Source organism: Halosimplex aquaticum (genome assembly GCF_028747785.1).
GTDB classification, from domain to species: domain Archaea; phylum Halobacteriota; class Halobacteria; order Halobacteriales; family Haloarculaceae; genus Halosimplex; species Halosimplex aquaticum.
This window is the reverse complement of sequence record NZ_CP118158.1, coordinates 1-21,874: the sequence shown is the minus strand read 5'-3', so window position 1 is coordinate 21,874 and position 21,874 is coordinate 1. Positions and strand designations below refer to the sequence as shown.

At 68.3% G+C, this 21,874-nt stretch carries 15 protein-coding genes and 9 pseudogenes; 19 read left to right on the top strand and 5 right to left on the bottom strand.

Going from position 1 to position 21,874, the window contains the following annotated elements; all coding sequences use genetic code 11:
- Position 1: 1 nt before the first annotated feature.
- A pseudogene (locus PSC72_RS00125) lies at positions 2–921 on the bottom strand (NAD-dependent epimerase/dehydratase family protein).
- Positions 922–1,081: 160 nt separating this feature from the next.
- Here PSC72_RS00125 and PSC72_RS00120 point away from each other — a divergent pair.
- From PSC72_RS00120 to PSC72_RS00055, 13 genes and pseudogenes are all read left to right on the top strand, one after another.
- Positions 1,082–1,747 carry a DsbA family protein gene (locus PSC72_RS00120; RefSeq protein WP_274323892.1) on the top strand — a complete coding sequence of 222 codons (666 nt, stop codon included), beginning with the start codon at positions 1,082–1,084 and terminating at the stop codon, positions 1,745–1,747.
- 127 nt (positions 1,748–1,874) lie between these two features.
- Complete coding sequence (locus PSC72_RS00115; protein ID WP_274323857.1) at positions 1,875–2,423, top strand: tRNA (cytidine(56)-2'-O)-methyltransferase; 549 nt, start codon at positions 1,875–1,877, stop codon at positions 2,421–2,423.
- Between the two features lie 106 nt (positions 2,424–2,529).
- Positions 2,530–3,060, top strand: a complete 531-nt coding sequence (locus PSC72_RS00110) for a transcription factor (RefSeq protein ID WP_274323891.1) — start codon at positions 2,530–2,532, stop codon at positions 3,058–3,060.
- Positions 3,060–3,746 (top strand): DUF2110 family protein, encoded by a 687-nt coding sequence (locus PSC72_RS00105; RefSeq protein ID WP_274323890.1) that lies wholly within the window; start codon positions 3,060–3,062, stop codon positions 3,744–3,746. The genes PSC72_RS00110 and PSC72_RS00105 overlap by 1 nt, the downstream gene beginning before the upstream one ends.
- Entirely contained in the window at positions 3,743–4,543 is an 801-nt protein-coding gene (locus PSC72_RS00100) for a DUF5803 family protein (protein WP_456071264.1), read from the top strand. Before PSC72_RS00105 ends, PSC72_RS00100 begins: the two co-directional genes overlap by 4 nt.
- 106 nt (positions 4,544–4,649) lie before the next feature.
- A pseudogene (locus tag PSC72_RS00090) lies at positions 4,650–5,334 on the top strand (competence/damage-inducible protein A).
- Between the two features lie 249 nt (positions 5,335–5,583).
- Entirely contained in the window at positions 5,584–6,666 is a 1,083-nt protein-coding gene (locus PSC72_RS00085; RefSeq protein ID WP_274323852.1) for an ATP-NAD kinase family protein, read from the top strand.
- 178 nt (positions 6,667–6,844) lie between these two features.
- Positions 6,845–7,893, top strand: a pseudogene (locus PSC72_RS00080) (PhoU domain-containing protein).
- Positions 7,894–8,000: 107 nt separating this feature from the next.
- Entirely contained in the window at positions 8,001–8,198 is a 198-nt protein-coding gene (locus tag PSC72_RS00075) for a DUF7525 family protein (RefSeq protein WP_274323850.1), read from the top strand.
- A gap of 64 nt (positions 8,199–8,262) precedes the next feature.
- A complete protein-coding gene (locus PSC72_RS00070) occupies positions 8,263–8,457 on the top strand; it encodes a DUF7123 family protein (protein WP_382261831.1) in 195 nt (64 codons plus the stop codon).
- Positions 8,458–8,492: 35 nt separating this feature from the next.
- Positions 8,493–8,920, top strand: a pseudogene (locus PSC72_RS00065) (CoxG family protein).
- The gene (locus PSC72_RS00060) at positions 8,917–9,726 is read left to right on the top strand and encodes a nitrilase-related carbon-nitrogen hydrolase (RefSeq protein WP_274323847.1); all 810 of its coding nucleotides are present in this window, start codon (positions 8,917–8,919) and stop codon (positions 9,724–9,726) included. The pseudogene PSC72_RS00065 and the gene PSC72_RS00060 overlap by 4 nt, the downstream one beginning before the upstream one ends.
- Positions 9,727–9,785: 59 nt before the next feature.
- Complete coding sequence (locus PSC72_RS00055) at positions 9,786–10,949, top strand: DUF4349 domain-containing protein (RefSeq protein ID WP_274323889.1); 1,164 nt, start codon at positions 9,786–9,788, stop codon at positions 10,947–10,949.
- A gap of 749 nt (positions 10,950–11,698) precedes the next feature.
- Here the strand turns inward: PSC72_RS00055 and PSC72_RS00050 are convergent.
- The 3 genes and pseudogenes from PSC72_RS00050 to PSC72_RS00040 form a co-directional block, all read right to left on the bottom strand.
- Positions 11,699–13,221 (bottom strand): annotated as a pseudogene (locus PSC72_RS00050) (aldehyde dehydrogenase family protein).
- Positions 13,222–13,324: 103 nt separating this feature from the next.
- Complete coding sequence (locus PSC72_RS00045) at positions 13,325–15,514, bottom strand: AAA family ATPase (RefSeq protein WP_274323888.1); 2,190 nt, start codon at positions 15,512–15,514, stop codon at positions 13,325–13,327.
- 513 nt (positions 15,515–16,027) lie between these two features.
- Positions 16,028–16,426: a carboxymuconolactone decarboxylase family protein gene (locus PSC72_RS00040; RefSeq protein ID WP_274323887.1), complete on the bottom strand. Its 399-nt coding sequence runs from the start codon at positions 16,424–16,426 to the stop codon at positions 16,028–16,030.
- A 290-nt stretch (positions 16,427–16,716) separates the two neighbouring features.
- On the opposite strand from PSC72_RS00040, the gene PSC72_RS00035 reads away from it, so the two are divergent.
- The gene (locus tag PSC72_RS00035; RefSeq protein ID WP_268895806.1) at positions 16,717–16,851 is read left to right on the top strand and encodes a DUF7128 family protein; all 135 of its coding nucleotides are present in this window, start codon (positions 16,717–16,719) and stop codon (positions 16,849–16,851) included.
- A gap of 51 nt (positions 16,852–16,902) precedes the next feature.
- Here the strand turns inward: PSC72_RS00035 and PSC72_RS00030 are convergent, their stop codons facing one another.
- Positions 16,903–17,331, bottom strand: coding sequence for a DUF5796 family protein (locus PSC72_RS00030; RefSeq protein WP_274323843.1), 429 nt, complete (start codon positions 17,329–17,331; stop codon positions 16,903–16,905).
- 119 nt (positions 17,332–17,450) lie between these two features.
- On the opposite strand from PSC72_RS00030, the pseudogene PSC72_RS00025 reads away from it, so the two are divergent.
- From PSC72_RS00025 to PSC72_RS00005, 5 genes and pseudogenes are all read left to right on the top strand, one after another.
- Positions 17,451–18,302 (top strand): annotated as a pseudogene (locus PSC72_RS00025) (shikimate kinase).
- Positions 18,299–18,601 carry a chorismate mutase gene (locus tag PSC72_RS00020; protein WP_382260925.1) on the top strand — a complete coding sequence of 101 codons (303 nt, stop codon included), beginning with the start codon at positions 18,299–18,301 and terminating at the stop codon, positions 18,599–18,601. Before PSC72_RS00025 ends, PSC72_RS00020 begins: the two are co-directional and overlap by 4 nt.
- Positions 18,602–18,662: 61 nt before the next feature.
- Positions 18,663–19,126: pseudogene (locus PSC72_RS00015) on the top strand (Lrp/AsnC family transcriptional regulator).
- Positions 19,127–19,615: 489 nt separating this feature from the next.
- Positions 19,616–21,102, top strand: a pseudogene (locus PSC72_RS00010) (proton-conducting transporter transmembrane domain-containing protein).
- Positions 21,092–21,842: pseudogene (locus PSC72_RS00005) on the top strand (putative inorganic carbon transporter subunit DabA); the annotation flags it as partial. The pseudogenes PSC72_RS00010 and PSC72_RS00005, both read left to right, overlap by 11 nt.
- Positions 21,843–21,874 lie beyond the last annotated feature (32 nt).

Genomic DNA, 21,874 nt, shown 5'->3' with positions numbered 1-21,874 from the left:
CTCACTCCGCGAGTAGCTCCCGGGTCGCTCGCCTGACCGCGTCGTCGCTGGACCCCTCGGGCTCCCAGCCGAGGGCGGAGAGCTTCTCGATGGAGAGTCGCATCCGCGGCACGTCGCCGACCCACCCGCGGTCGCCGCCCGTGTACTCGTAGTCGGGGTCGAGGCCCATCTCCTCGCTGACGATGTCGGCGATGGTCGTCACCGAGGTGGTCGTCCGCGTCCCCAGGTTGTAGACGTTGAAGTCGTCGCTCGCGCGCTCGACGACGTGGCACATCGCGTCGACGCAGTCCTCGACGTGCATGTACGACTTCTCCTGGCGGCCGTCGCCGAGGATGGTGAGCGACTCGGGGTCGTCGTCCAGTTTGTCGATGAAGTCCGGGATCACCGCGCCCAGTTGCAGGCGCGGGCCGACGATGTTGGCGAAGCGGTAGACCCAGACGGTGAAGTCGTGGCTGTGGGCGTACACCGAGAGGAGGCTCTCCTCGCCGAGTTTGCTCGCACCGTAGATGCTGATCGGTTCCAGCGGCGCGTAGTCCTCGGGCGTCGGTCGCGGCGCCTCGCCGTAGACCGTCGAGGAGGTGAACGCGATGTTGTCGCGCCGACCTCGTCCATGCGCTCGATGACTGTCTCGGTGAGGCGGTTGTTGAAGCGGTACTGGTCGACGTCGTCGGCGGCCGCGTTCTTGTTCGCCGCGAAGTGGAAGACCCCGTCGACGTCCTCGGTGATCGCCTCCGCGGCGACGTCGGGGTCGGTCAGGTCGCCCTCGACGACTTCGGCGCCGTCGGGGAGCCACTCGCGCTCGCCGTTCGAGAAGTCGTCGACCGAGACGACCTCGTTGTCGTCGACCAGTCGGGCACAGAGGTGCGAGCCGACGAAGCCCGCCCCGCCGGTGACGACCAGTCGCTTGCCGGAGAGATCCATACCCGAACGTCGTCCACTGCCGACATGTGCGTTCCGGTCACCAGGCGGGCGCAGACGTAGGCGCCTCCGATCGGTCGCGGCCGGTCGCGGCCGGTCGGCTCCGGCTCGCCCGAACGTGTGACCGACAGTCGTATCAATCGCACGGAGCTAGCAGCCACACATGCAGGATTCGGGGAGACGTACGGGGAGCAGACGGCGGTTCCTCGCCGGTGCGGCCGCGACCGTCGCCGCGGGGCTGGCCGGCTGTGGCGGGCTCGTCTCACAGCCCGGGAGCGGCGGGACGGCGACCGCGCGGGACGTGTCGCTCCCGGCGCCGACGCTGGGGAGCGATGACGCGCCCGTGACCGTGGGCGTCTACAAGGACCTGGCGTGTCCGGCCTGTCGCCAGTTCAACGCGCAGGTCAAACCGAACATCGCGAGCGAGTACGTCGAGCAGGGCGTCGTCCGGTACGAGCACTACGACTTCCCCCTCGACATGCACGAGCCGCAGTCGTACACCGCCGCGAACGCGGCGCGGGCCGTCCAGCACGAGGCGGACGACGAGACCTTCTTCGCCTTCACCGACCGGCTGTTCGACAACCAGTCCGACCTCGGCCCGGGGACGTACGCCGACCTTGCCGACGAGGAGGGCGTCGACGGCGACGCCGTCCGGTCGGCCGCCGAGGGGCGGACGTTCCGGACGGTGATCCGGGAGGACAAACAGCAGGGGATCGGCGCGGGCGTCCGCGGCACGCCGACAGTCGTCGTCGACGGGAGCATGCTCGACGGGTTCGGGTGGGGGACGGTCCGGTCCGCGATCGAGAGCGCGCGTCCGGACGGCGGATGAGCGGAATGCGGACGGAAGGTGAGCGGGACCCGGACGGCGAGTGAATCGGTCGCAGGCGGTTCTGAATCTCGTCGCCGGCCGGATTTCCTTCGGAAGGCTCTAAACGGGGCTCGCGTAGCCGCGGAGCATGAACGACGAACCCGAAGTCGCCGTCTTGCGCCTGGGGCATCGGCCGGGCCGCGACGACCGGATGACGACCCACGTCGGCCTCACCGCGCGGGCGCTCGGCGCCGACGGCGTCGTCTTCGGCCCCGAGGCGTCCTCTCCCGCCGACACCGTCCGTGACATCACCGACCGCTTCGGCGGCCCGTTCGACGTGGAGGTCACCGACTCGCCCAAGGCGGTCATCCGCGACTGGGACGGCGTGGTCGTCCACCTCACGATGTACGGCCTGCCGGTCCAGGACGTGGAGGGCGACCTCCGGGACGCGCTCGACGACCGCACGCCCGTCCTGTTCGTCGTCGGCGCAGAGAAGGTCCCGTTCGACGTGTACGAGCGGGCAGACCACAACGTCGCCGTCACGAACCAGCCTCACTCCGAGGTAGCGTCGCTGGCAGTCACGCTCGACCGGCTGTTCGACGGCCGCGAACTCGACCGCGAGTGGGAGGACGCCGACCGAACCGTGGTCCCGAAGGAGACCGGCAAGAAGGTCGAGGACACGAGCGGCGAGCGGTGAGCGGGCGATTCCGCGGCTGTCGGGACCGGCCGCGGGCGCGGGCGGACGGAGCCGGAAGCTCCGTCGTTCGGTGCTTTTAAACGCCTCACGCACTGAGAACACCGTAATGGCGTTTGACGACCTTCTGGAGGACCCCGTTATTCAGAAGTACCTACACGAGCTGGTCGGCCCGAAAGGGATGCCGGTGGCGGCGGCGCCGCCGGACGGCGAGGTGACCGACGAGGAGCTCGCCGAGGAGCTCGGGCTGGAGCTCAACGACGTGCGGCGGGCGCTGTTCATCCTCTACGAGAACGACCTGGCGAGCTACCGTCGCCTGCGCGACGAGGACTCGGGGTGGCTCACGTACCTCTGGACCTTCGAGTACGAGAAGATCCCCGAGCAGCTCGAATCGGAGATGTACCGCCTGCTGGAGGCCCTCGAGGAGCGCGAGGACTACGAGAAGGACAACGAGTTCTACCTCTGTGAGACCTGCGGCATCCGCTTCGAGTTCGGCGAGGCCATGGAGTTCGGCTTCGAGTGCCCCGACTGCGGCAACCCGGTCGAGGCGATGGAGAACACGCGCCTGGTCGGCGCCATGGAGCGGCGCATCGAGGAACTGCGCGACGAACTGAACGTCGACCGCGGAACCGAGGCCTGATGGTCGTACTCGCAACCAAGGTCTACGTCGAGGGCGACGCCCGCGAGCGCTCGCTCGACTCGCTGCGCTCGCTGGTCGACAACACCGTCGGCGACCTCGACGTGTCGTTCACGGTCGGCCTGCGCGACGACGAGTTCCCGACCGTCACCGTCGAGGGCGACGACGCGACTGTCGCGCGCAACGCCCTCGCCGAGGAGTGGGGCAAGCTGACGCCGGAGTTCGAACCCGGCGAGGAGTACGTCGGTACGCTCGGCGCCTGGGACGACGACGGGTTCGTCTTCGACGTCGGCTTCGGGAACGAGGTGCGGATCCCCGCCGACGAGATCGGTCTCGGCCAGGGGACCCCCGAGCAGATCCGCACGCGGTTCGGCCTCGTCCAGCACCTCCCGATGCGCTTCGTCGCGGGCGACCCCGCGGAGGGCGAACCGGCGCGCCTCGCCGACGCGGAGCGGGACCGCCTCTACGAGTGGACGCGCGGGAACGGTCGCGTGAACGTCAACTCGGCGACGCGGGCGGAAGCGCGCGCGACGGTCAACCGCGCGGGCCACGCCCAGGACATCGTCACCGTCGAGCGCCTCGGGCTTCTCGAACAGAGCATCGTCTGCGGCGAGGAGACCGACCCGCCCGGGCTCCTCGCGAGCATCGGGCAGTACATGCCCTCCGAACTCCTCTGCGTCGTTCCATGAGGCGCCGACTGGTTCCCGCCCTGGCGCTGCTCGCGGTACTGGTCGCCCTGGCCGGCTGCACCTCCCCCTTCGGTGGCGGCCCGGACCAGACCGAACTCAACCGGAACGCCAGTTACGACTGGGACACGAACGCGACGACGACCTACAACGTCTCCAGGGGCCAGTTCACCGGCGTCATCGCCGTGGAGAACCAGTCGTACATCGAGCTCTACCAGCGCGACGAACTCGGCACCGAGGAGCCGTTGCAGATCGCGGCGTTGCGCTTTCGCTTCCCCAACGGGACCGTCGTGAAACCGGCCAACCGGTCGAATCTCGGCGTCGAGCACGGCCAGTCGCGGGCGAACGTCACGCTCCCGCAGGCGGGCGGTCAGGTGGCGTTCACGGCCGAGCGGCCCAACGCCAAGCGGTTCGCGACGCCGCTGTTCGTCGACTCGCCGCACTCGGTCGAGGTGACGCTCCCGCCGCAGGCCCGGGTCGGCGTGCCGCTCCTCTCGAAGGTGTCACCCGGCGACTACACGACGCCGCTGAACGAGGAGACGGGCCGGATGACGGTCCGCTGGAACGAAGTCCAGCGCGGTCCGATACTCGTCAGGTACTACCTCGCGCGTGACCTGCTGCTGTTCGGCGGCGTCGGGGATCCTGACGCTGGTCGGCATCGGCGGCGCGCTCTACTACCTCCGGCAGATCCGCGTCCTCGAACGCAGGCGCGAGGAGATCGGGTTAGACGTGGAGACGGAGACCGACGAGTTCGACGACGACGGCCCGCCGCCGGGGATGCGCTGACTTGGGCTAACTGACTGCGGGCTGACGACGCCGGACGCACTGACCGCGGACGGGCCGAACGGGGCGTGACGGACGGCTCGAAGCGGGCGACCTTTTACGGGTACGGTTCCTACGGCGGGTATGCGCGTTGCCATCGTCACGGTCGGCGACGAGTTGCTCGTCGGCGACACCGTGAACACCAACGCCGCCTGGCTGGGGGAGCGACTGCACGAGCGCGGCGTCGACGTCGAGCGGGTCACGACCCTGCCCGACCGCGTCGCCGACATCGCCCGCGTCGTCAACGAGTACCGCGCGGAGTACGACGCCGTGCTCGTCACCGGCGGCGTCGGCCCGACGCACGACGACGTGACCATGGAGGTCGCCGCCGCGTTCGGTCGCGAAGTCGTCGAGAGCCAGGAGGTGCTGGACTGGCTGGAGGCCGAAGGCGGGTACGCCGCCGACGACCTCGCCGAGGGGACCGCGGAGATTCCCCGTGGCGCTCGACTGCTCGAAAACCCCGAAGGCGTCGCGCCGGGGTGCGTGATCGGGAGCGTCTACGTCCTCCCGGGCGTCCCCACGGAGATGAAGGCCATGTTCGAGACGGTCGCCGACGACTTCGCCGGAGGTCAAACACGTCGCGACCGTCGTCGCGGACGAGCCGAGCGCGCTGCTCGACCGCATCGACGACCTGCGACGGACGTTCGACGTGACCGTCGGGAGCTACCCCGGCGACTCCGTGCGCATCAGGATTCAGGGCGACGAGGGCGAGGTCGAGGACGCCGCGGCGTGGCTGCGTGACCGTGTCGGCGCGCCCGACGCGGAGTGAGTTTCTCGGTCCGTTCTACCGGTAGAGGACCTTCCACCAGATCGCGGTCAGGACCAGTCCGCCGAACAGCAGCACGTACCCCGCGAGATTGACGAGTCCGCCCTGCACGCCTTCCTGCAGTGGGATGAACATGGCCGTGCTTTCGGACCGTCCGATGTAAAACCGCCCGATTTTCCGCCGCGGTCCACCCCTGGGGTCGCTGTCCGTCGATGCGGGTCGCTTTTGACCGGTCCTCGCGTAGCACGGACGATGCGACGGATCGGCGTGGTCGTCAACCCGATCGCCGGCATGGGCGGGCGAGTCGGGCTGAAGGGCACCGACGGGAAAGTCGACGAGGCGCGCGAGCGCGGGGCCGAACCCCGCGCACCCGAGCGGGCGCGGGCGGCGCTGGACGCGCTCGCGGAGACCGATGCCAGCGTGGAACTGCTCGCGTTCGCGGGCCCCATGGGCGAAGACGCCGCCCGCGCGGCTGGATTCGATCCCGTGGTCGTCGGCGGACCGGAGAGCGAGCAGTCGGGAACGGCCGAGACTACGGCGGCCGACACACGTGCGGCGGTCCGGGCGTTCGTTGACGCGGAGGTGGACCTCATCCTGTTCGTCGGTGGCGACGGCACGGCCGTGGACGTGGCCGAGACGCTCGGCGACCTCGATAGCGAGATCCCTATCCTCGGCGTGCCGGCGGGCGTGAAGATCTACTCTTCGGTGTTCGCGGTGCGTCCGCGGGAGGCCGGGATCGTCGCGGCGTCGTTCGACGACGTGGAGACCGGCGAAGTCAACGACGTGGACGAAGACGCCTATCGAGCCCAGGAGGTCTCGACCGAGTTGCGAGCCATCGCCAAGACGCCGGTCGCCGACGAGCGCCAGGCGAGCAAGCAGACCGGCGGCGGGACGGTCGAGACGCTCGCCGAGGGGGTCGCCGAGGAGGTCCAGCCCGGCGTGACCTACGTCCTCGGGCCCGGCGGGACGGTGGGGGCGATCAAGGCGAACCTCGGCTTCGAGGGGACGCCGCTCGGCGTCGACGTGTGGCGAGACGGCGAGGTGGTCGTCCGCGACGGGAGCGCCTCGGACATCGGATCGGCACTCGGTGACCGCAACGTAGTCGTCGTCTCGCCTATCGGCGGCCAGGGGTTCGTCTTCGGCCGCGGCAACCAGCAGATATCGCCCGACGTGATCCGCCGCTCGGGGGTCGAGATCGTCGCCACGCGATCCAAACTCGACGACCTGGACGTCCTCCGCGTCGACACGGGCGACCCCGACCTGGACGCCGAACTCCGCGGTTGGCACCGCGTCCGGGTGGGCCGCTACGAGCGCCGCCTCGTGAAGATCGAGTGACCGAAGCGGGGTCCGACCGCGTTCTACGCCGATCGAAGCGCTCCGTAGCCGCGGGTGTCACTCCCTCAGCGGGAGGGCGGATGATTCCTGGACGTGTGTCCAGGAAGCGTAATAGTATTCAGACGAATATTATACCGTGTATGGATACAATTAAGGTCGCGAGAAGATAAGGAAGGGTATGGAAACACGGAAAGTCCAGCGGCTGGGTCCGTCGGCGCTGGCGATGACCTTGCCTGCGAAGTGGGCCAAAGAGCACAACGTCGAGAAGGGCGACGAGGTCTCGCTGCGGATGGGCGGCAAGGGGACGCTCACCGTCATGCCCGAGTCGGTCCAGGGCGAGGAGTCCGAGGCCATCATCCACGCCGAGGACCTCAACGCCGACGCCCTGGAGCGGGCCATCCTCTCGCAGTACGTGCTCGGCCGGCGCATCATCCACGTCGCGCCGGCGAGAACGGCACGCTGGAGAGCTCGCACATCAACGCCGTCTACAACGCCGAGACGCAGCTCATGGGCCTCGGCGTCGTCGAGGAGACGCCCGAGCGCATCGCCATCCGCTGCTCGGTCGACCCGGAGGACTTCAGCCTCGACAACCTCCTCGAACGGCTGGAGAGCACGGGCTCGACCATGCGGAACGAGGCCGTCAAGGCGCTCGCTCACGGCAACCCCGATCTCGCTCAGCGCGCGCTGAACCGGGAGCGACAGGCCAACAAGATCTTCGTCCTGCTCCTGCGGCTCATCTTCACCTCCTACCAGAACCCGAACCTCGCGCGCGCCGTCGGCCTGAACGACGGCTTCCCGCTCATCGGGTACCGCTCGATCGCGAAGAACCTGTTGACCGCCGACAACGCGGAGGACATCGCCGAGATCGCCCTGGAGACCGACGGCCACTCGCTGAACGTCGACTCCTCGACGATGCGGCGGATCCGGGAGTTCACCGACCAGGTCAACGAGATCACCGAGCGGGCCGTCGAGGCGGCCGTCGAGCGCGACTACGACATCGCCATCGAGGTCCGCGAGATGTTCGCCGAGGTGGGCGACCGCGAGGCCGAGATCCTCTCCGACCTCGACGAGATGTCCAACGAGGACGTCCTCCAGGTCCGCGAGGTGCTCGTGAGCCTGCAACAGACCGCCCAGTACGCCGTTCGGAACGCGGAGATCGCGACGAACCTCGCCCTCAACGAGGAGTCCGAGCACACGACGATCCAGTCGGACTCGACCGGCGACTGAGACGGCGTTTTCAGTCCGGCCCGGCGGGTAGTCGGTCCGCGACCTCGATCTCTCTGGGCTCGGTAGGATCCCGTTGAATTAAGTACTGAGTGACGGAAGAACCGGGCATGACCGAGGCAGCCACAGGGACGGACATGAGCATCGGGCTGGGACTGGCGTTCGCAGTCCTCGCGGTCGTGGGCGCCGTCGGGATGCTCGTCGGGTACCACGACCAGATCGTCGCGGGCTGGAGTTTCGCGCTGGCGATGACCGCCGGCGTGCTCTCGATCGCGGGCATCCACCTCTACGGGCATCGGAACGCGTAAGGAATTGTTAAGGGCGTTCGAGACCTACAGAGAGCCATGAGCGAACTCGGCGAGGAGGACAGAGATTCTGGATTACCTGCGCGACAGCGTCTCGCGCGGGCAGAGTTATTTCAGAGCCAAGAACATCGCGGACCACATCGGCCTCTCCTCCAAGCAGGTCGGTGCGCGCCTGCCGAAACTCGACGAGGAGTCGGACGAAGTCGAGATCGAGAAGTGGGGACGCGCGCGCTCGACGACCTGGCGTGTCACGCTCAGTTAACTGGCTTTTTAGGTGCCGCAGTCCGAAGTGAGGACATGACTGTCCGGGTGGAGCGGTCGTTCGAGTTACCTGTCGACCGCGACCGTGTCTGGGAATTCATCGCCGACCCCGGAAACGCGCCAGCGCGATCAGCGTCGTCAAAGACTACACGGTCCACGACGACGGCAGCGCGACCTGGAACATCCGGCTCCCGATCCCCGTGATCGACAGGACCATCGCCATCGAGACCGAGGACGAGGAGCGTCGCGCCCCCGAGTACGTCCGCTTCGTCGGCCGCTCGAAGGTGATGAACGTCGTCGGCGAGCACGAACTCACCGAGACCGAGACGGGGACGAAGCTGACGAACCGGTTCGTCGTCGACGGCTCGCTCCCCGGCGTCGAGCGCTTCTTCAAGCGAAACCTCGACGACGAGCTCGACAACCTCGAAGCCGCCCTCGTCGAGGACCTCGAGGTCGAAGTGTGAGACTCGCGCTCGCCCAGATCCGGATAGAGCGCGGTGCGGTCGCGGACAACGTCGAACGCGCCCGCTCTGCGGTCGCCGACGCGGCCGCGGCCGGTGCGGATCTGGTCGCGCTCCCGGAGATATTCAACGTCGGCTACTTCGCGTTCGACCTCTACGAGCGCCGCGCCGAGAGCGTCACCGGCCCGACCGTCTCCGCGCTCGCCGAGAGCGCCCGCGAGCACGGCGTCGGCGTCCTCGCCGGCAGCATCGTCGAGGACCTTGCGGCCTCCCACGAGGCCGGCGTGGAGACCCCCGCGGCGGAAGGGTTCGCCAACGCCTCGGTCTTCCTGGACCGCGACGGCGAGCGCCGCGCCGTCTATCGGAAACACCACCTCTTCGGCTACGGGTCGGCCGAGCAGGAACTGCTCGTGCCCGGCGAGTCGCTCCCGACGGTGGCGTTCGACGACCACGTCGTCGGGATGACGACCTGCTACGACCTGCGGTTCCCCTCGCTGTACCGCGACCTCGTCGACGCGGGCGCGACGCTCGTGCTCGTCCCGAGCGCGTGGCCGTACCCGCGGGTCGAGCACTGGCGGCTGTTCCCGCGGACCCGCGCCGTCGAGAACCTCTGTTACGTCGGCGCCGTCAACGGCGTCGGCACGTTCGACGACTCGACGCTGTTGGGCCGCTCGGCGGTCTACGACCCCTGGGGAACGGCGGTCGCGAGTACCGGCGACGAGTCCGCGCTCGTCACCGCCGACGTCGACCGCGACCGCGTCGAGGAAGTCCGGAGCGACTTCCCGGCGCTCGACGACCGCCGCCGATAGTTCAAGCGCGTCTTTGATTCGACGGTACCCCTTTATCAGCGGCGACGGATCGACCCGGTATGGCTCGGAAATCAGCGGTACTCGTGGTCGTGCTCGTCGTTCTGGCCGGCTGCTCGGGGATGGGTGGGAGCGGCAGCGGTGACGCGGCCGACCTCCAGAAAGCCCAGAGCGGCGACGGGGCCGGGGGAGACGGCGGCGACGGCGGAAGCGGAGGCGCTGACGGCGGTGACGCCGGTAGCGGCGACGGCAGCGGGGAAGCATCCAACGAACAGTTCAGCGCCGACGACGCCGAGGGCGGCGGTGCGGCAGCGAGCGTCGACCGCGCGCTCATCAAGACGGGTTCCGTGGCCGTCGAAGTCGAGAACTACTCGGCCGCCGAGACGGCCATCGAGTCCCGCGCGGTCGCACTCGGCGGGTACGTGTCGGCCTCCGAGTCGACGCTCCACCGCAGCGAGAACGAGACCTGGCGGACGGGCTACGTCGAGGTGCGGGTCCCCTCGTCGAACTTCACTGCCATGTTCGACTCCTCGCGCGGGCAGGGGACCGTGCTGTCCGCGGACACGAACACGAAGGACGTGACCGACAAGCTGGTCGACCTGAACGCCAGACTGGAGAACCTCCGCGCCCAGCGCGACCGCCTCCGCTCGCTGTACGAGTCGGCGAACACGACCGAGGAACTGTTGCACGTCCAGGAGCGGCTCTCCTCCGTCCAGGGAGAGATCGAACGCCTCGAAGCGCAGAAGCGCTCGCTCCGGGACCAGGTGGCCTTCTCGGCTCCGCGTCGAACTCCGCGAGCCGAGCCCGAACCCGAGTCGCCGCCGACTGGCGAACGGACGCCGTTCCACGAGCAGTCGCCCGTCGCCGTCTTCCTCAGTTCGCTCGCCGGCCTCGTTCGGTTCGCCCGCACCGCGTTCATCGCCGGCGTCGCCGCGCTCCCGTGGGTCGTGGGACTCGGCCTCCCGGCCGTCCTCGTCGTCCGGGCCGGCCGCCGCTTCGGTGCCCCCTCGCGGCTCCCCGTCGTCGGGAACCGGCCGGACTCCGGTGGACTCCCCGCCCGGGACGACGGAGTCGTCGGCGACGTCGAGGCCCCAGCCGAATCCGAGCGCACCGCAGCGACGAACTCGGACGGCGACGAGGGTCAGGCGTCGTCGGACGGCTCGGCCGCTACCGGCGAGTCGGGTCCCGACGAATCGGATTCAGACGCGGACGCCGAGGAGAACTGACGACGGGCGCGTCCCCGACCGGATGGTCCGCCGTCGGTACCCGACGGCCGGCTCTCAGTCACGAGGTTTATATCAGTGGACCCGTTACGCGTACCTGCCGGCGAGACGCTTTTCACGTCGTACCCGGCACTACAACCGCGCTCGGCCAGGCCACGTCGACCGGCCGCGGCACCTGTCCGGACAGGTCATCCGCGGCCCGCCTCCTCGTCCACGGCCCGTCTCCTCTCGCTTTCCGCGTTCGAGTGGTACCGTCTGTCCACCCGAGAGTTGCATCCGGGCACGGAACTGCCGCTCGACAGACGGGCCTGACAAGAGACGACAGCAGGCGTTGAAAGCCCTCGGCACGCTCGTGACGCCGCCGCTCGCTGTGCGCTTCAGTCGCTTCGCTCCTTCCAGTGCTTGCGTCGCGGGGGCGACGACGAAGCCTCGCCCTTTCAGTCCGCCAGGGACCGCACCGCACAGCACCTCGTACCTCCCCAACCGACTGCGCTGCTCGCTTCGCTGTCGCCGAAAATCCTCGATTTTCGAGATCACGAGAGAGCTCCGCTCTCTCGGACGACGCTGTTCATCCACAGTCAGAGCAAGCTCTGACAAGCCTTCGTTCACTCCGTTCACGAAGACCTCGCGCGGTTTCGTCGCGCCTGGCGAGAGCTTTGCTCTCGCTGGCTCTCGTTCGCTTCGCTCACGAGAACGACGAGACGCGCGACAGCGCGCGCCAGAACGAACGACCAGACGCCGAAACGGGCTGGTCAGTCCTCTTCGGTCTTGATGTCGGCGGAGAGGCCCTGTGCCATCTGGATGTCCTTGGAGTTGTTGAGCGTCCAGGCGGTCCGCTCGGTGACGGCCTCGATGACCTCGCGGGCGCTCGGAGAGCCCTTGCCCGACTTCTTCACGCCGCCGAAGGGGGACTTCCGCCCCGATGCAGGGGTTGCCGTAGGCCAGCCCGACTTCGGCGTAGTCGCGGTAGTAGTTGATCTCGCGGTAGTCCTCGGAGACGATGGCGCCGGCGAGGCCGTACTCGGTGTCGTTGTGGATCTCGACCGCGCGCTCGATGTCGCCGTCGTACTCCAGCAGCGCGACGTGCGGGCCGAACACCTCCTCGTGGGTACAGCGCAGGTCCGCGTCGGGGTCGGCCTCGTAGACGAACGGTCCGACCCAGTGGCCGTCCTCGTGGCCGTCGGGGATCTCGTCGGCGTCGAGGTCCGTCCGGTCGACGAGGACGTTCACGCCCTCTTCGCGGGCGAGGTCGGCGTATTCCTCGACCTTCACCCGGTGGGGATTCTCGATGAGCGGGCCCATGAACGTGTCCTCGTCGAGGGTCGCCCACGGCCACGTCCTCGGCGAGGTCGACGAAGCGCTCCTTGAACTCGTCGTAGACGTCGGTGTGGACGATGAGGCGCTCGCTGGAGACGCAGCGCTGCCCGGTCGTCTTGAACGAGGACATCACCGCCGAGTGCACCGCGATGTCCAGGTCGGCGTTCGCGGTGATCACGATGCCGTTCTTGCCGCCCATCTCCAGGGCGGCGTCGCGGCCGGGGACGCCGCCGAGTTTCTCGTCGATCTTGTGGCCGACCTCGGCGGAGCCGGTGAACAGGACGGTGCTGACCCGCTCGTCCTCGACGATGGCGTTGCCGGCGTCGCCGAAGCCCTGGATCACGTTGAACACGCCGTCGGGGACGCCCGCGTCGACCATCATCTCGGCGACGATCTGGCCGCACCAGGGCGTCTGCTCGGCGGGCTTCCAGACGACGGTGTTGCCCTCGACGAGCGCGACGGCCATGTGCCAGAACGGGATGGCGACCGGGAAGTTCCACGGGGTGATGCAGCCGACGACGCCGCGAGGCTTGCGCCGCATGTAGGCGTCCTTGGCGGCGATCTCCGAGGGGACCACGTCGCCGTGGGGGTGCCGTGCGTTGCCGGCCGCCCACTCGACCATGTGGGCGGCCTCCACCACGTCCGCGCGGCCCTCGCTGATCTCCTTGCCGCACTCGCGGGTGACGATCTCGCCGAGTTCGTCGGTTCGGTCGCGAGGCTCGTGGTAGACGTCCCAGAGCACCTCGGCCCGGTCGATGTAGGACATCGCACGCCACTCCTCGAAGGCCTCCTCCGCGGCGGAGACCGCCCGCTCGACGTCCGCGGGCGTCCCGCGGTAGAACTCGCCCAGCGTCTCACCGGTCGCCGGATTCTGACTGACGAACGTCTCCTCGCTCTCGCCCGCCGTCCACTCGCCGTCGACGTAGTGCCGGTGGGGATCCGCTTGCTGGTCGCTCATGGTTTCGGTAAATATTGCACCGGCGACGTGAAAAAGCCACCCGTCGGACGGGTCAAACCCCGACGACCGCGTGCGGTCTCGGCCGGGCCGAGCGGGCGGACCGCTACTGTGCGGCCTCGATCCGTTCCAGCGCCGCCTCGAAGTCGTCTCTCCCGATGACGACGTCGCCGGCGCGCTCGTTGGCCTCCGCGGGGTCGACGCCCGCCGCGACCTCGCTGATAGCCCGCATCGACGCCGCGCGGACGAGCGACTCGATCTGGGCGCCGGAGAGTCCCTCGGTCTCGGCCGCGAGGTCGTCCAGGTCCACGTCGTCGCCGAGCGGCTTGCCCTCGGTGTGGACGTCGAGGATCGCCCGCCGGCCGTGCTCGTCCGGGTTCGGAACCTCGACGTGCTGTTCCAGCCGGCCCGGTCGCAGGAGCGCGTCGTCGAGCATGTCGCGGCGATTCGTGGCCGCGAGGACGACGATGTTCGGGTTCTCGGCGGCGCTGTCCATCTCCGTCAGCAACTGCGAGACGACCCGCTCGGTCACCTCGTTGCCCTCCATGCGCCCGCCGGCGATGCCGTCGATCTCGTCGAAGAAGACGATGGCCGGCGCGGTCTGGCGCGCGCGGTCGAACACCTCGCGGACCGCCTTCTCGCTCTCGCCGACGTACCGATCCATCAGTTCGGGGCCGGCGACGCGGATGAAGTTGACGCCGCTCTCGCCGGCGACGGCGCGGGCCAGCAGCGTCTTCCCCGTGCCGGGCGGTCCGTAGAGCAACACGCCGGAGGGCGGGTCGGTGTTCGTCGCATCGAACAGCGGCCCGTACTCCAGCGGCCACTCGACCGCCTGTTCCAGCGTCGATTTCGCCTCGGCCAGCCCGCCCACGTCCTCGAACGTGACCGTGGGCGACTCGGCGACGTACTCGCGCATCGCCGAGGGCTCGACCGCCCGCAGCGCCGCCTCCATGTCTTCGCGCGTCACCTGTGGCTCGTCTCGGGTCCGCCGCAGCGCGTGCATCGCCGCCTCGGTCGTCAGCGTGTGGAGGTCCGCCCCGACGAAGCCGTGCGTCCGAGCGGCGACGCGGTCGAGGTCGACGTCCTCGGCGAGCGGCATGCCGCGCGTGTGAACGTCGAGAATCTCCCTCCGGCCGGTCTCGTCGGGCACTCCGATCTCGATCTCCCGATCGAAACGCCCGCCCCGTCGGAGCGCGGGGTCGATGCTGTCGACGCGGTTGGTCGCGCCGATGACGATGACCTGGCCGCGCTCTTCGAGCCCGTCGAGCAGCGTCAGCAACTGCGCGACCACCCGATTTTCCATGTCCGAGTCCTCGTCGCGTTCGCCAGCGATCGCGTCGATCTCGTCGATGAAGACGATGGCCGGGGCGTTCTCCTCGGCGCGGGCGAACGCCTCGCGCAGGCGCTCCTCGCTCTCGCCCTTGTACTTCGAGACGACCTCCGGCCCGGAGATCACGTCGAAGTACGCGTCGACCTCGTTGGCGACCGCACGGGCGATGAGCGTCTTCCCGGTGCCGGGCGGCCCGTGCAGGAGGACACCGCGCGGCGGCGAGATGCCCAGCCGGGTGAACAGTTCGGGCTCGGACAGCGGGAGTTCGATCATCTCCCGGACCTGGTCGAGTTCGTCGTCGAGCCCGCCGATGTCCTCGTAAGAGACGCCCGTCCGCGAGGCGGATTCGTCGGGCGTCGAGCCGGCGTTCGAGTCCGCCGAGGCGGTCGACCCGCCGGCGGCGCCACCGGTTCCGGTCCCGCCTGTTTCCGTCCCAGATCCGCTCGTCCCGCCGGTCCCCGCGCTCCCGGTCCCGCCCTGGATCGGCGGCAACACGGTGATGTCCGTCTCGTCGGTCACGCGTACCGCGCCGGCGGGGTCGGTCCCCGAGACGGCGAACGCGCCGACGCCGTCGATGTGGACCTGCTCGCCCTCCCGGAGCGGCCGGTCGAGCAGCGCCCGGCGGACGGCGGCTTCCTGCTGCTTGTCGTCCAGTCCGACCGTCTGCGCGAGCCGGACGGTGAGGCTGTCGGCCTCGCGGACGGAGGTCTGCTCGACCGTGACGGTGTCGCCGATGTTCACACCGGCGTTGGCGCGCGTGTCGGCGTCGATGCGGATGTACGCGCCGTCGCCGCTCTCGGGCCATGCCTTCGCGACCGTCGCCCGATCGCCCTCGATGACGAGCGGGTCGCCGCTCAATACCCCCAACCGGGACCGGACGGCCTCGGGCACTCTCGCGATCCCGCGGCCTGCGTCCCGCTTGTTCGCACCCTCGACGGAGACCTCGATGGCGTCGCCGCTTCCCATATCCGACCTACCGGGCCGACGCTCTTTATGCTTCCTCACCATCTTTTTCGCCGGGGTCGCGCGCAGCGCCCCCAGCAGCATGGGTGAAAAGGCCGAACTCGCGCTCCGCGCGAGTTCGGGGACCCTTCGGCGCCGGATGCATACAGGGACCGCAAAAAGAAAAATCGCGGTGGCGCGCGCTGTCGCGAGTTTCATCTCGCGACGACATCATGTGAGTGAGCGACTGTAGGGAGCGAATCGGTTGGGGAGTCGTGTGGCCGTCTGCGGCGCTGTGCGGGGCGGGTGCGACCCCTGTCGGGCTTTCTTCTCCAGCAATTTCTGCGGTTGTAGTCAGTCGGTTTCCTTCCACAGCGGTTCAATCAGAATCGACTCCTCTACGCGCGAAACGGATTTACCAGAAGATCGGCTGAGAACCGTGCTGAAATTAGTAACCGGGTTCTCTGCCCGGGGTCGGGGCTCCTCAACTCTGCGTCTCGTCGCAAAGAAAAGAGACTGGTCCCGGAGTCAGTTCGTTCAGTCGTCGGCCTGGGCGGCCTGTTGGTCCCGGATGTGCTCGAATATCTCGTCCGTCTCGGTGGCGAACTCCGCTTCCTCGTATTCGTTCCCGTGCAGCAGCGTCGAGAAGTACTCGGTTATGCCGGCTACGTTGACCGCCTCCTTGAGTTCGGCCTCCGATACGCCCGCAAATCGAGCTTCTTCCTTGTGGAAGTACGTGCAGTAGGGACAGTTCATCGCCGCCGCTGCGCTCACGCCGATGAGCGCTTTCTCGCGCGGAGAGAGTTCGGTCTCCCCGAGGTTGAGATCCCGGAAGATCCCCCAGTGGTCGCTTGCTGGCTCCGCGATGATCTCCATCCACCCAGGTACCTGTCCGAGCGATTCTTCTACTTCTTGGACCGTCTGCTGTGACGCCATGATGCACCTCACTTTGGGCAACGTTAACAAACAACTCGAACGAGAATAGAGATTGTGACAGCTTACGTAGCGGAGATCACCGGATAAGAGGGCGTCATTCTCCACTGAATAGCGTCTTAGTTACCGTCATCCGGGTCGGCCATCAATTGGAATGGACCGGCCAGTAACTTACTCACTGATCGACGTGTCCGGTTCTCGGCCGGATGCTGGATCTGATCTGTCCGCACGTGAGACCGATCGTCCGTCAGACTGGAGAAACGCCTTTACCGGTTGCCGACGCACACTCTACCATGGTCGTGACTACCGAGCGCGACGAGATGACCTGGTACAAGTGCGAGGCCTGCGGGTTGATGTTCGACGACCAGTCCGACGCGCGACAGCACGAGGAGAACTGCGACGCCGAAGAGCCGTCGTACATCCAGTGAGGGCCCAAAGGGGAAAATCCGTGATCGGGGAGTGACCACCAGGCGTGCCCGCTACGCGTTCTCGACGATCTCGTAACTGCGCTCGCCCATCTCGTCCTCGGCGAAGACGAACACGCGCCCGTTGACCACCGAGAGGTCCGCCTCCACCTCGACCCGGTGGGCCTCGGCGCTGGCGGTCACGCCCTGGAAGAGCGTCTCCTCCTCGCCGTCCTCGATCATGACGCGGCCGACGCCGGTGTCCTGGAGGATGTCGTCGTGCGTGTTCAGGTCGTTGATGTAGAGCATGATGCCCTGCGTCTCGGTCTCGTCGGTGACCAGCACGTGGACCTCCTTGCCGGGACCGGCGCGGACGCTGTCCTCGACCGCCGTCGGGACGCCGCGGTAGAAGACCTCGCGACCGTCGTGGTACTCGACGACGACGCCGTCCTCGGTCAGTTCGACCCCGAGCGTGTCCGGCGGCACGTCGTTGCGCGCGCTCATACCCGTTCGTTCCCGCCAGCACCCCAAAAGCGTCGCGTTCCGCTCGCGTCGGACGCCCCGGACGCTCCGCTTGCCGGATTCCCACAGAGGTAAATACCGCCCGGGAAGACAGACGGACGATGGAAGGACAGGCAGTCGCCCCCGCGGCGGGGACGGTGTTGAACGCGCTCGCGACCGGCACGGGGTCGGCCTTCGCCATCGACGAGTACACCACCGCGACGGTCGCTCGACCCCGCGACCGACGCCGTCACCGGTCGGGTCGCCGAGGACCCCGACGCCGACACGGCGCTGATCGAACGGTGCGTCGCCGCCGTCACCGACCGCTTCGGCGACGGCGAGGGCGGCCGGGTCCGCACCGAGAGCGACGTGCCGATGGCCTCGGGCCTCAAGAGTTCGAGCGCGGCCGCCAACGCGACAGTGCTGGCGACGCTCGACGCGCTCGGCGCCGCGGACGAGGTCTCGCGCGAAGACGCCTGTCGCATCGGCGTGCAGGCCGCCCGCGACGCCGGCGTCACGGTCACCGGCGCGTTCGACGACGCCAGCGCGAGCATGCTCGGCGGCGTCACCGTCACCGACAACACCGCCGACGAACTCCTCGCCCGCGAGGAGCGCGACTGGCACGTCCTCGTTTGGACGCCGCCCGAGCGCTCGTTCTCCGCGGACGCGGACGTCGAGCGCTGCGAGCGGGTCGCACCGATGGCCGAACTCGTGGCCGACCTCGCGCTCGACGGCGACTTCGAGCGCGCGATGACTGTCAACGGACTGGCCTTCTGCGCCGCGCTCGACTTCTCGACCGACCCCATCGTCGAGGCGATGCCCGTCGTCGACGGCGTCTCGCTGTCGGGGACCGGCCAAGCTTCACCGCCGTCGGCGAGCGGGCGGCGCTGGAGACGCTGCGCGAGCAGTGGGGCGCCCGGGAGGGGAAGACGCTGCTGACGACCACGCAAACGGAGGGCACACGAATCACATGAGCGACGACGAATCCACCCAGTACGCCGAGGAGATGAGCCTGGACGAACTCCGCGAGGAGATCCGGACGATCGACCGCGAGATCGTCGAGTTGATCGCCCAGCGGACCTACGTCGCCGACACGATCGCCCAGGTCAAAGACGAGCGCGATCTGCCGACGACCGACGAGGATCAGGAACAAGCGGTCATGGATCGCGCCGGCGAGAACGCCGAGCAGTTCGACGTCGACTCCAACCTCGTCAAGGCCATCTTCCGACTGCTGATCGAGTTGAACAAGGTCGAACAGCGCGAGAGTCGGTAGTCGACGACGGAACCGGACTGACAGCCGAAGTTCCTTATGTTCTCCGGCGGGAATCGGGAGTATGGTCGATTACGAACTCGACGAGACCGATCGGAGATCCTCGCCGCGCTGCAGGAGGACGCGCGCAACCTCTCCTCGGGCGAGATCGCCGAGCGGACCGACGCCTCGTCGAGCACGGTCCGGAAGCGCATCCAGCGACTCGAATCGGAGGGGGTGATCAAGGGGTACAGCGCCGACGTCGACTACCAGAAGTCCGGCTACCCCCTCCGGATGCTGCTGTTCTGCACCGCCCCGATCCCCGAACGCGGCGAAATCATCGACGATATCCTCGACATCTCGGGCGTCGTCTCGGTGCAGGAACTGGTCACGGGCGAGAAGAACCTCCTCGTGACGGCCGTCGGCGAGACCGACGGCGACATCACGCCGGTCGCGCAGGAACTCCTCGACATGGGACTGACCGTCGCCGACGAGGTGCTCGTCCGCAGCCACGAGTCGACTCCGTTCGACGACTTCTCCTCGCGGTGATACCGGCCACCGACCGTTCCACGCGCAAACGCGCTCGATAAGCAGTCCCCCGGAGCGACCTGTTCGGTGTCGGCGTTGCGCTCGGGACGAACGAACTGTCGAACGGGAACGGATATCGCTCGCCGTTCTCGATCGAACTGTTCGTTCGTGGGGCAGTAGGGACCGATCCGTTCTCGTTTCGGTGTACCGCCCCGGACGCTCGTCTCCGAATCACCGGTAGTGCGTCTCCGGTCTGGATCGCCAGCGAGCGCCGAAAACCGACTGTTGGGCCGTTTCGGCGATTCCGGGGATTCTCTGCGCCGACCTGTGCTGTGGGGTACAGTACAATGACTATAATGTTCTATCATGCACTGAATATCGAACAGACTGGTCATATCGGAGGATATAATAACCAGATTGTTCTACAGTGGTGTAACGACGACCACTCGTCTGCGACCCGACCCCGACGGGCGTCGCGGAAGCGAGACAGACTGGTCGAGGATCCAAACGATGACTGGCCAAACGCGAGCGAACGACGCCGTACAGCCCGCTGAAACGACGGTTCCGTCGGCTTCGTTCGTCCCCGAGCGGCGACCGGGGCGGTCTGGGCCCTCTTCCTCCTCGGCGCGGCCGCGCTCGCACTGTCGGTTACGAGCGGGTCCGAATGGGGGGTCGCGGGCCTGGTCGTGATCGACGGGCTGACCGCGGTCATGTGGGTGGTGGTCACCTTCTTCAGCGGCATCGTCCACAGCTACTCCCGCCGTTACATGGCCGGGGACCGCTATCTCGACGCGTTCTTCGCTCGGATCTTCGCGTTCACGCTCGTCGTCATGACGATGACCGCGGCAGACCACGTCGTGCTGTTCGCGGGGGCGTGGCTTGCGATGGGGCTCCTCATGGCCTCGCTCATCGGGCACGTCCGCGACTGGCCGCAGGCGCAGGCTGCAGCCGGGACCGCACGCCGGTACTTCCTCGCCAGCAGCGGGCTGCTGGCCGCCGGCCTGACCGCGCTGGTGTGGGCGACCGGCACCACCTCTATCACCGGGATCCTCGGTCAGGTCGATTCTCTTCCGCGGACCGTCGCGCTCGTTGCCGTGGGCTGTCTCTTCCTCGCGGCGATCATCCAGTCGGCCCTGTTCCCGTTCCACTCCTGGCTGCTGTCGTCGATGACGGCGCCGACGCCGGCGTCGGCGCTGATGCACGCCGGGTTCGTCAACGCCGGCGGAATCCTGTTGACCCGCTTCGCGCCGCTGTTCGCCGGCGAGACCGCCGTCATGTCGGGGATCGTCGTCGTCGGCGCGCTCAGTACGCTGCTCGGGCAGGCCTTGCTCCTCGTCCAGACCGACGTCAAGCGCAAGCTCGGCGCCTCGACGATGGCCCAGATGGGCTTCATGATACTCCAGTGCGGGCTCGGCTTCTTCGCGGCCGCCATCACCCACCTCGTCCTGCACGGCTTCTACAAGGCGTACCTGTTCCTCTCGTCCGGCGAGGCCGTCGAGCAGACGACACCGAAGCGCTCGAAAGGGAATCGGCTCTCGGTCCCCGGTGCCGTCGTCAGCCTGCTCACGGCGCTGGGCGGCGGCGCCCTGTTCGCAGTCCTCACCGGAAAGGGGACGCATCTGGACAGCGGGCTCTTCCTGGCGTTCGTCGTCGTCCTGACGACGATGCACGCGCGCGCGCGACGTGCTCGGCGGTCGACCCTCTCGCCGGTCGTCAGGCTCGTCAGCGTGCCTCTCGTCGTCCTGGCGGCCATCGGCGCCTACGGCGTGCTGTTCAACGCCATCTCGACGGTGATCGCCGGCGCGCCGATGGCGAAGGCGCCGACCGAACTGACTGCCGTCCACGTCGGCGTCGCCGCCCTGTTCGCCGTCTCGTACCTGGCGACGGAACTCGGCTGGCACCGCTCCAGCGAGCGCCTCTACGTCGCGCTGTTGAACCGCTCGCAACCGGACCCGGAGACGATTCTCACCCGCAAGGAGGACTACAATGACGCTTGAACGCGCCACCCTGGAAGACAGCATCGACCGCGCGGCCGAGACGGTCGGCTCGGTCTGGCCGCTGCACTCGTTCGTCACGGCGAACCCCCTCGCGGGGTTCGAGGACCGCCCGTTCCACCGCGCTGTCGCGGAGGCCGAGCAGCTGTTCGGCGGACGCGGCTATCCCCGCCCCTCGGCCTTCCGCCGGGCCTGGGAGGACGGCCGGATCGACCCCGACGTGCTGGCCGACGAACTCCACGCACACGGCGTCTCCGGGGACCCCGAAACCTTGCTCGACGAGATGGCCGCCGCCGAGTCGGAGCACGAAACAGAGCCCGACACCGCGACGGAGCGGGTCGACCGGGTGCTCTCGAAGTGGCTCGCCGCGTTCCTCGACCAGGGGCAGGCCGAGTGGCCGATGCCGGGCCGCGAGCGGGGATTCTACGCCGCCTGGCGCGACCTGGCGCCGTACGACGACGAGATTCCCGGCTGCGACGACACCTCGGACCTCCCCGAGTCACCGGTCGAGGCCCTGGAGACCGTCCTCTCGGACTGTCCGGAAGGCCGCTGGGAGGAGATATTCGAGCACCACCTCGCCGCGTTGCCGGGCTGGACCGGGTTCATCAAGCAGCGGGCCGACGGGCACGCCGAGGACCGTGGCAGGACGCGTGTCCGATCTCGCTGCTCGAACCCCTCGCGGTGCGCCTGACCCGGCGGACCTGCTCGGCACGCCGTCGAACCCGACGAGAACGAGCGCCGGGACGCGGAGACGAGACGGTGACGTCCCGCTGCC

What these genes read in the sequence shown, in the direction of transcription:
- PSC72_RS00040 (WP_274323887.1), bottom strand. Translation starts at nt 16,426, where the DNA reads ATGGCGTCACAGCAGACGGTCCAAGAAGTAGAAGAATCGCTCGGACAG.
- PSC72_RS00075 (WP_274323850.1), top strand. Translation starts at nt 8,001, where the DNA reads ATGACCGAGGCAGCCACAGGGACGGACATGAGCATCGGGCTGGGACTG.
- PSC72_RS00115 (WP_274323857.1), top strand. Translation starts at nt 1,875, where the DNA reads ATGAACGACGAACCCGAAGTCGCCGTCTTGCGCCTGGGGCATCGGCCG.
- PSC72_RS00020 (WP_382260925.1), top strand. Translation starts at nt 18,299, where the DNA reads ATGAGCGACGACGAATCCACCCAGTACGCCGAGGAGATGAGCCTGGAC.
- PSC72_RS00055 (WP_274323889.1), top strand. Translation starts at nt 9,786, where the DNA reads ATGGCTCGGAAATCAGCGGTACTCGTGGTCGTGCTCGTCGTTCTGGCC.
- PSC72_RS00030 (WP_274323843.1), bottom strand. Translation starts at nt 17,331, where the DNA reads ATGAGCGCGCGCAACGACGTGCCGCCGGACACGCTCGGGGTCGAACTG.
- PSC72_RS00035 (WP_268895806.1), top strand. Translation starts at nt 16,717, where the DNA reads ATGGTCGTGACTACCGAGCGCGACGAGATGACCTGGTACAAGTGCGAG.
- PSC72_RS00110 (WP_274323891.1), top strand. Translation starts at nt 2,530, where the DNA reads ATGGCGTTTGACGACCTTCTGGAGGACCCCGTTATTCAGAAGTACCTA.
- PSC72_RS00045 (WP_274323888.1), bottom strand. Translation starts at nt 15,514, where the DNA reads ATGGGAAGCGGCGACGCCATCGAGGTCTCCGTCGAGGGTGCGAACAAG.
- PSC72_RS00105 (WP_274323890.1), top strand. Translation starts at nt 3,060, where the DNA reads ATGGTCGTACTCGCAACCAAGGTCTACGTCGAGGGCGACGCCCGCGAG.
- PSC72_RS00085 (WP_274323852.1), top strand. Translation starts at nt 5,584, where the DNA reads ATGCGACGGATCGGCGTGGTCGTCAACCCGATCGCCGGCATGGGCGGG.
- PSC72_RS00120 (WP_274323892.1), top strand. Translation starts at nt 1,082, where the DNA reads ATGCAGGATTCGGGGAGACGTACGGGGAGCAGACGGCGGTTCCTCGCC.
- PSC72_RS00100 (WP_456071264.1), top strand. Translation starts at nt 3,743, where the DNA reads ATGAGGCGCCGACTGGTTCCCGCCCTGGCGCTGCTCGCGGTACTGGTC.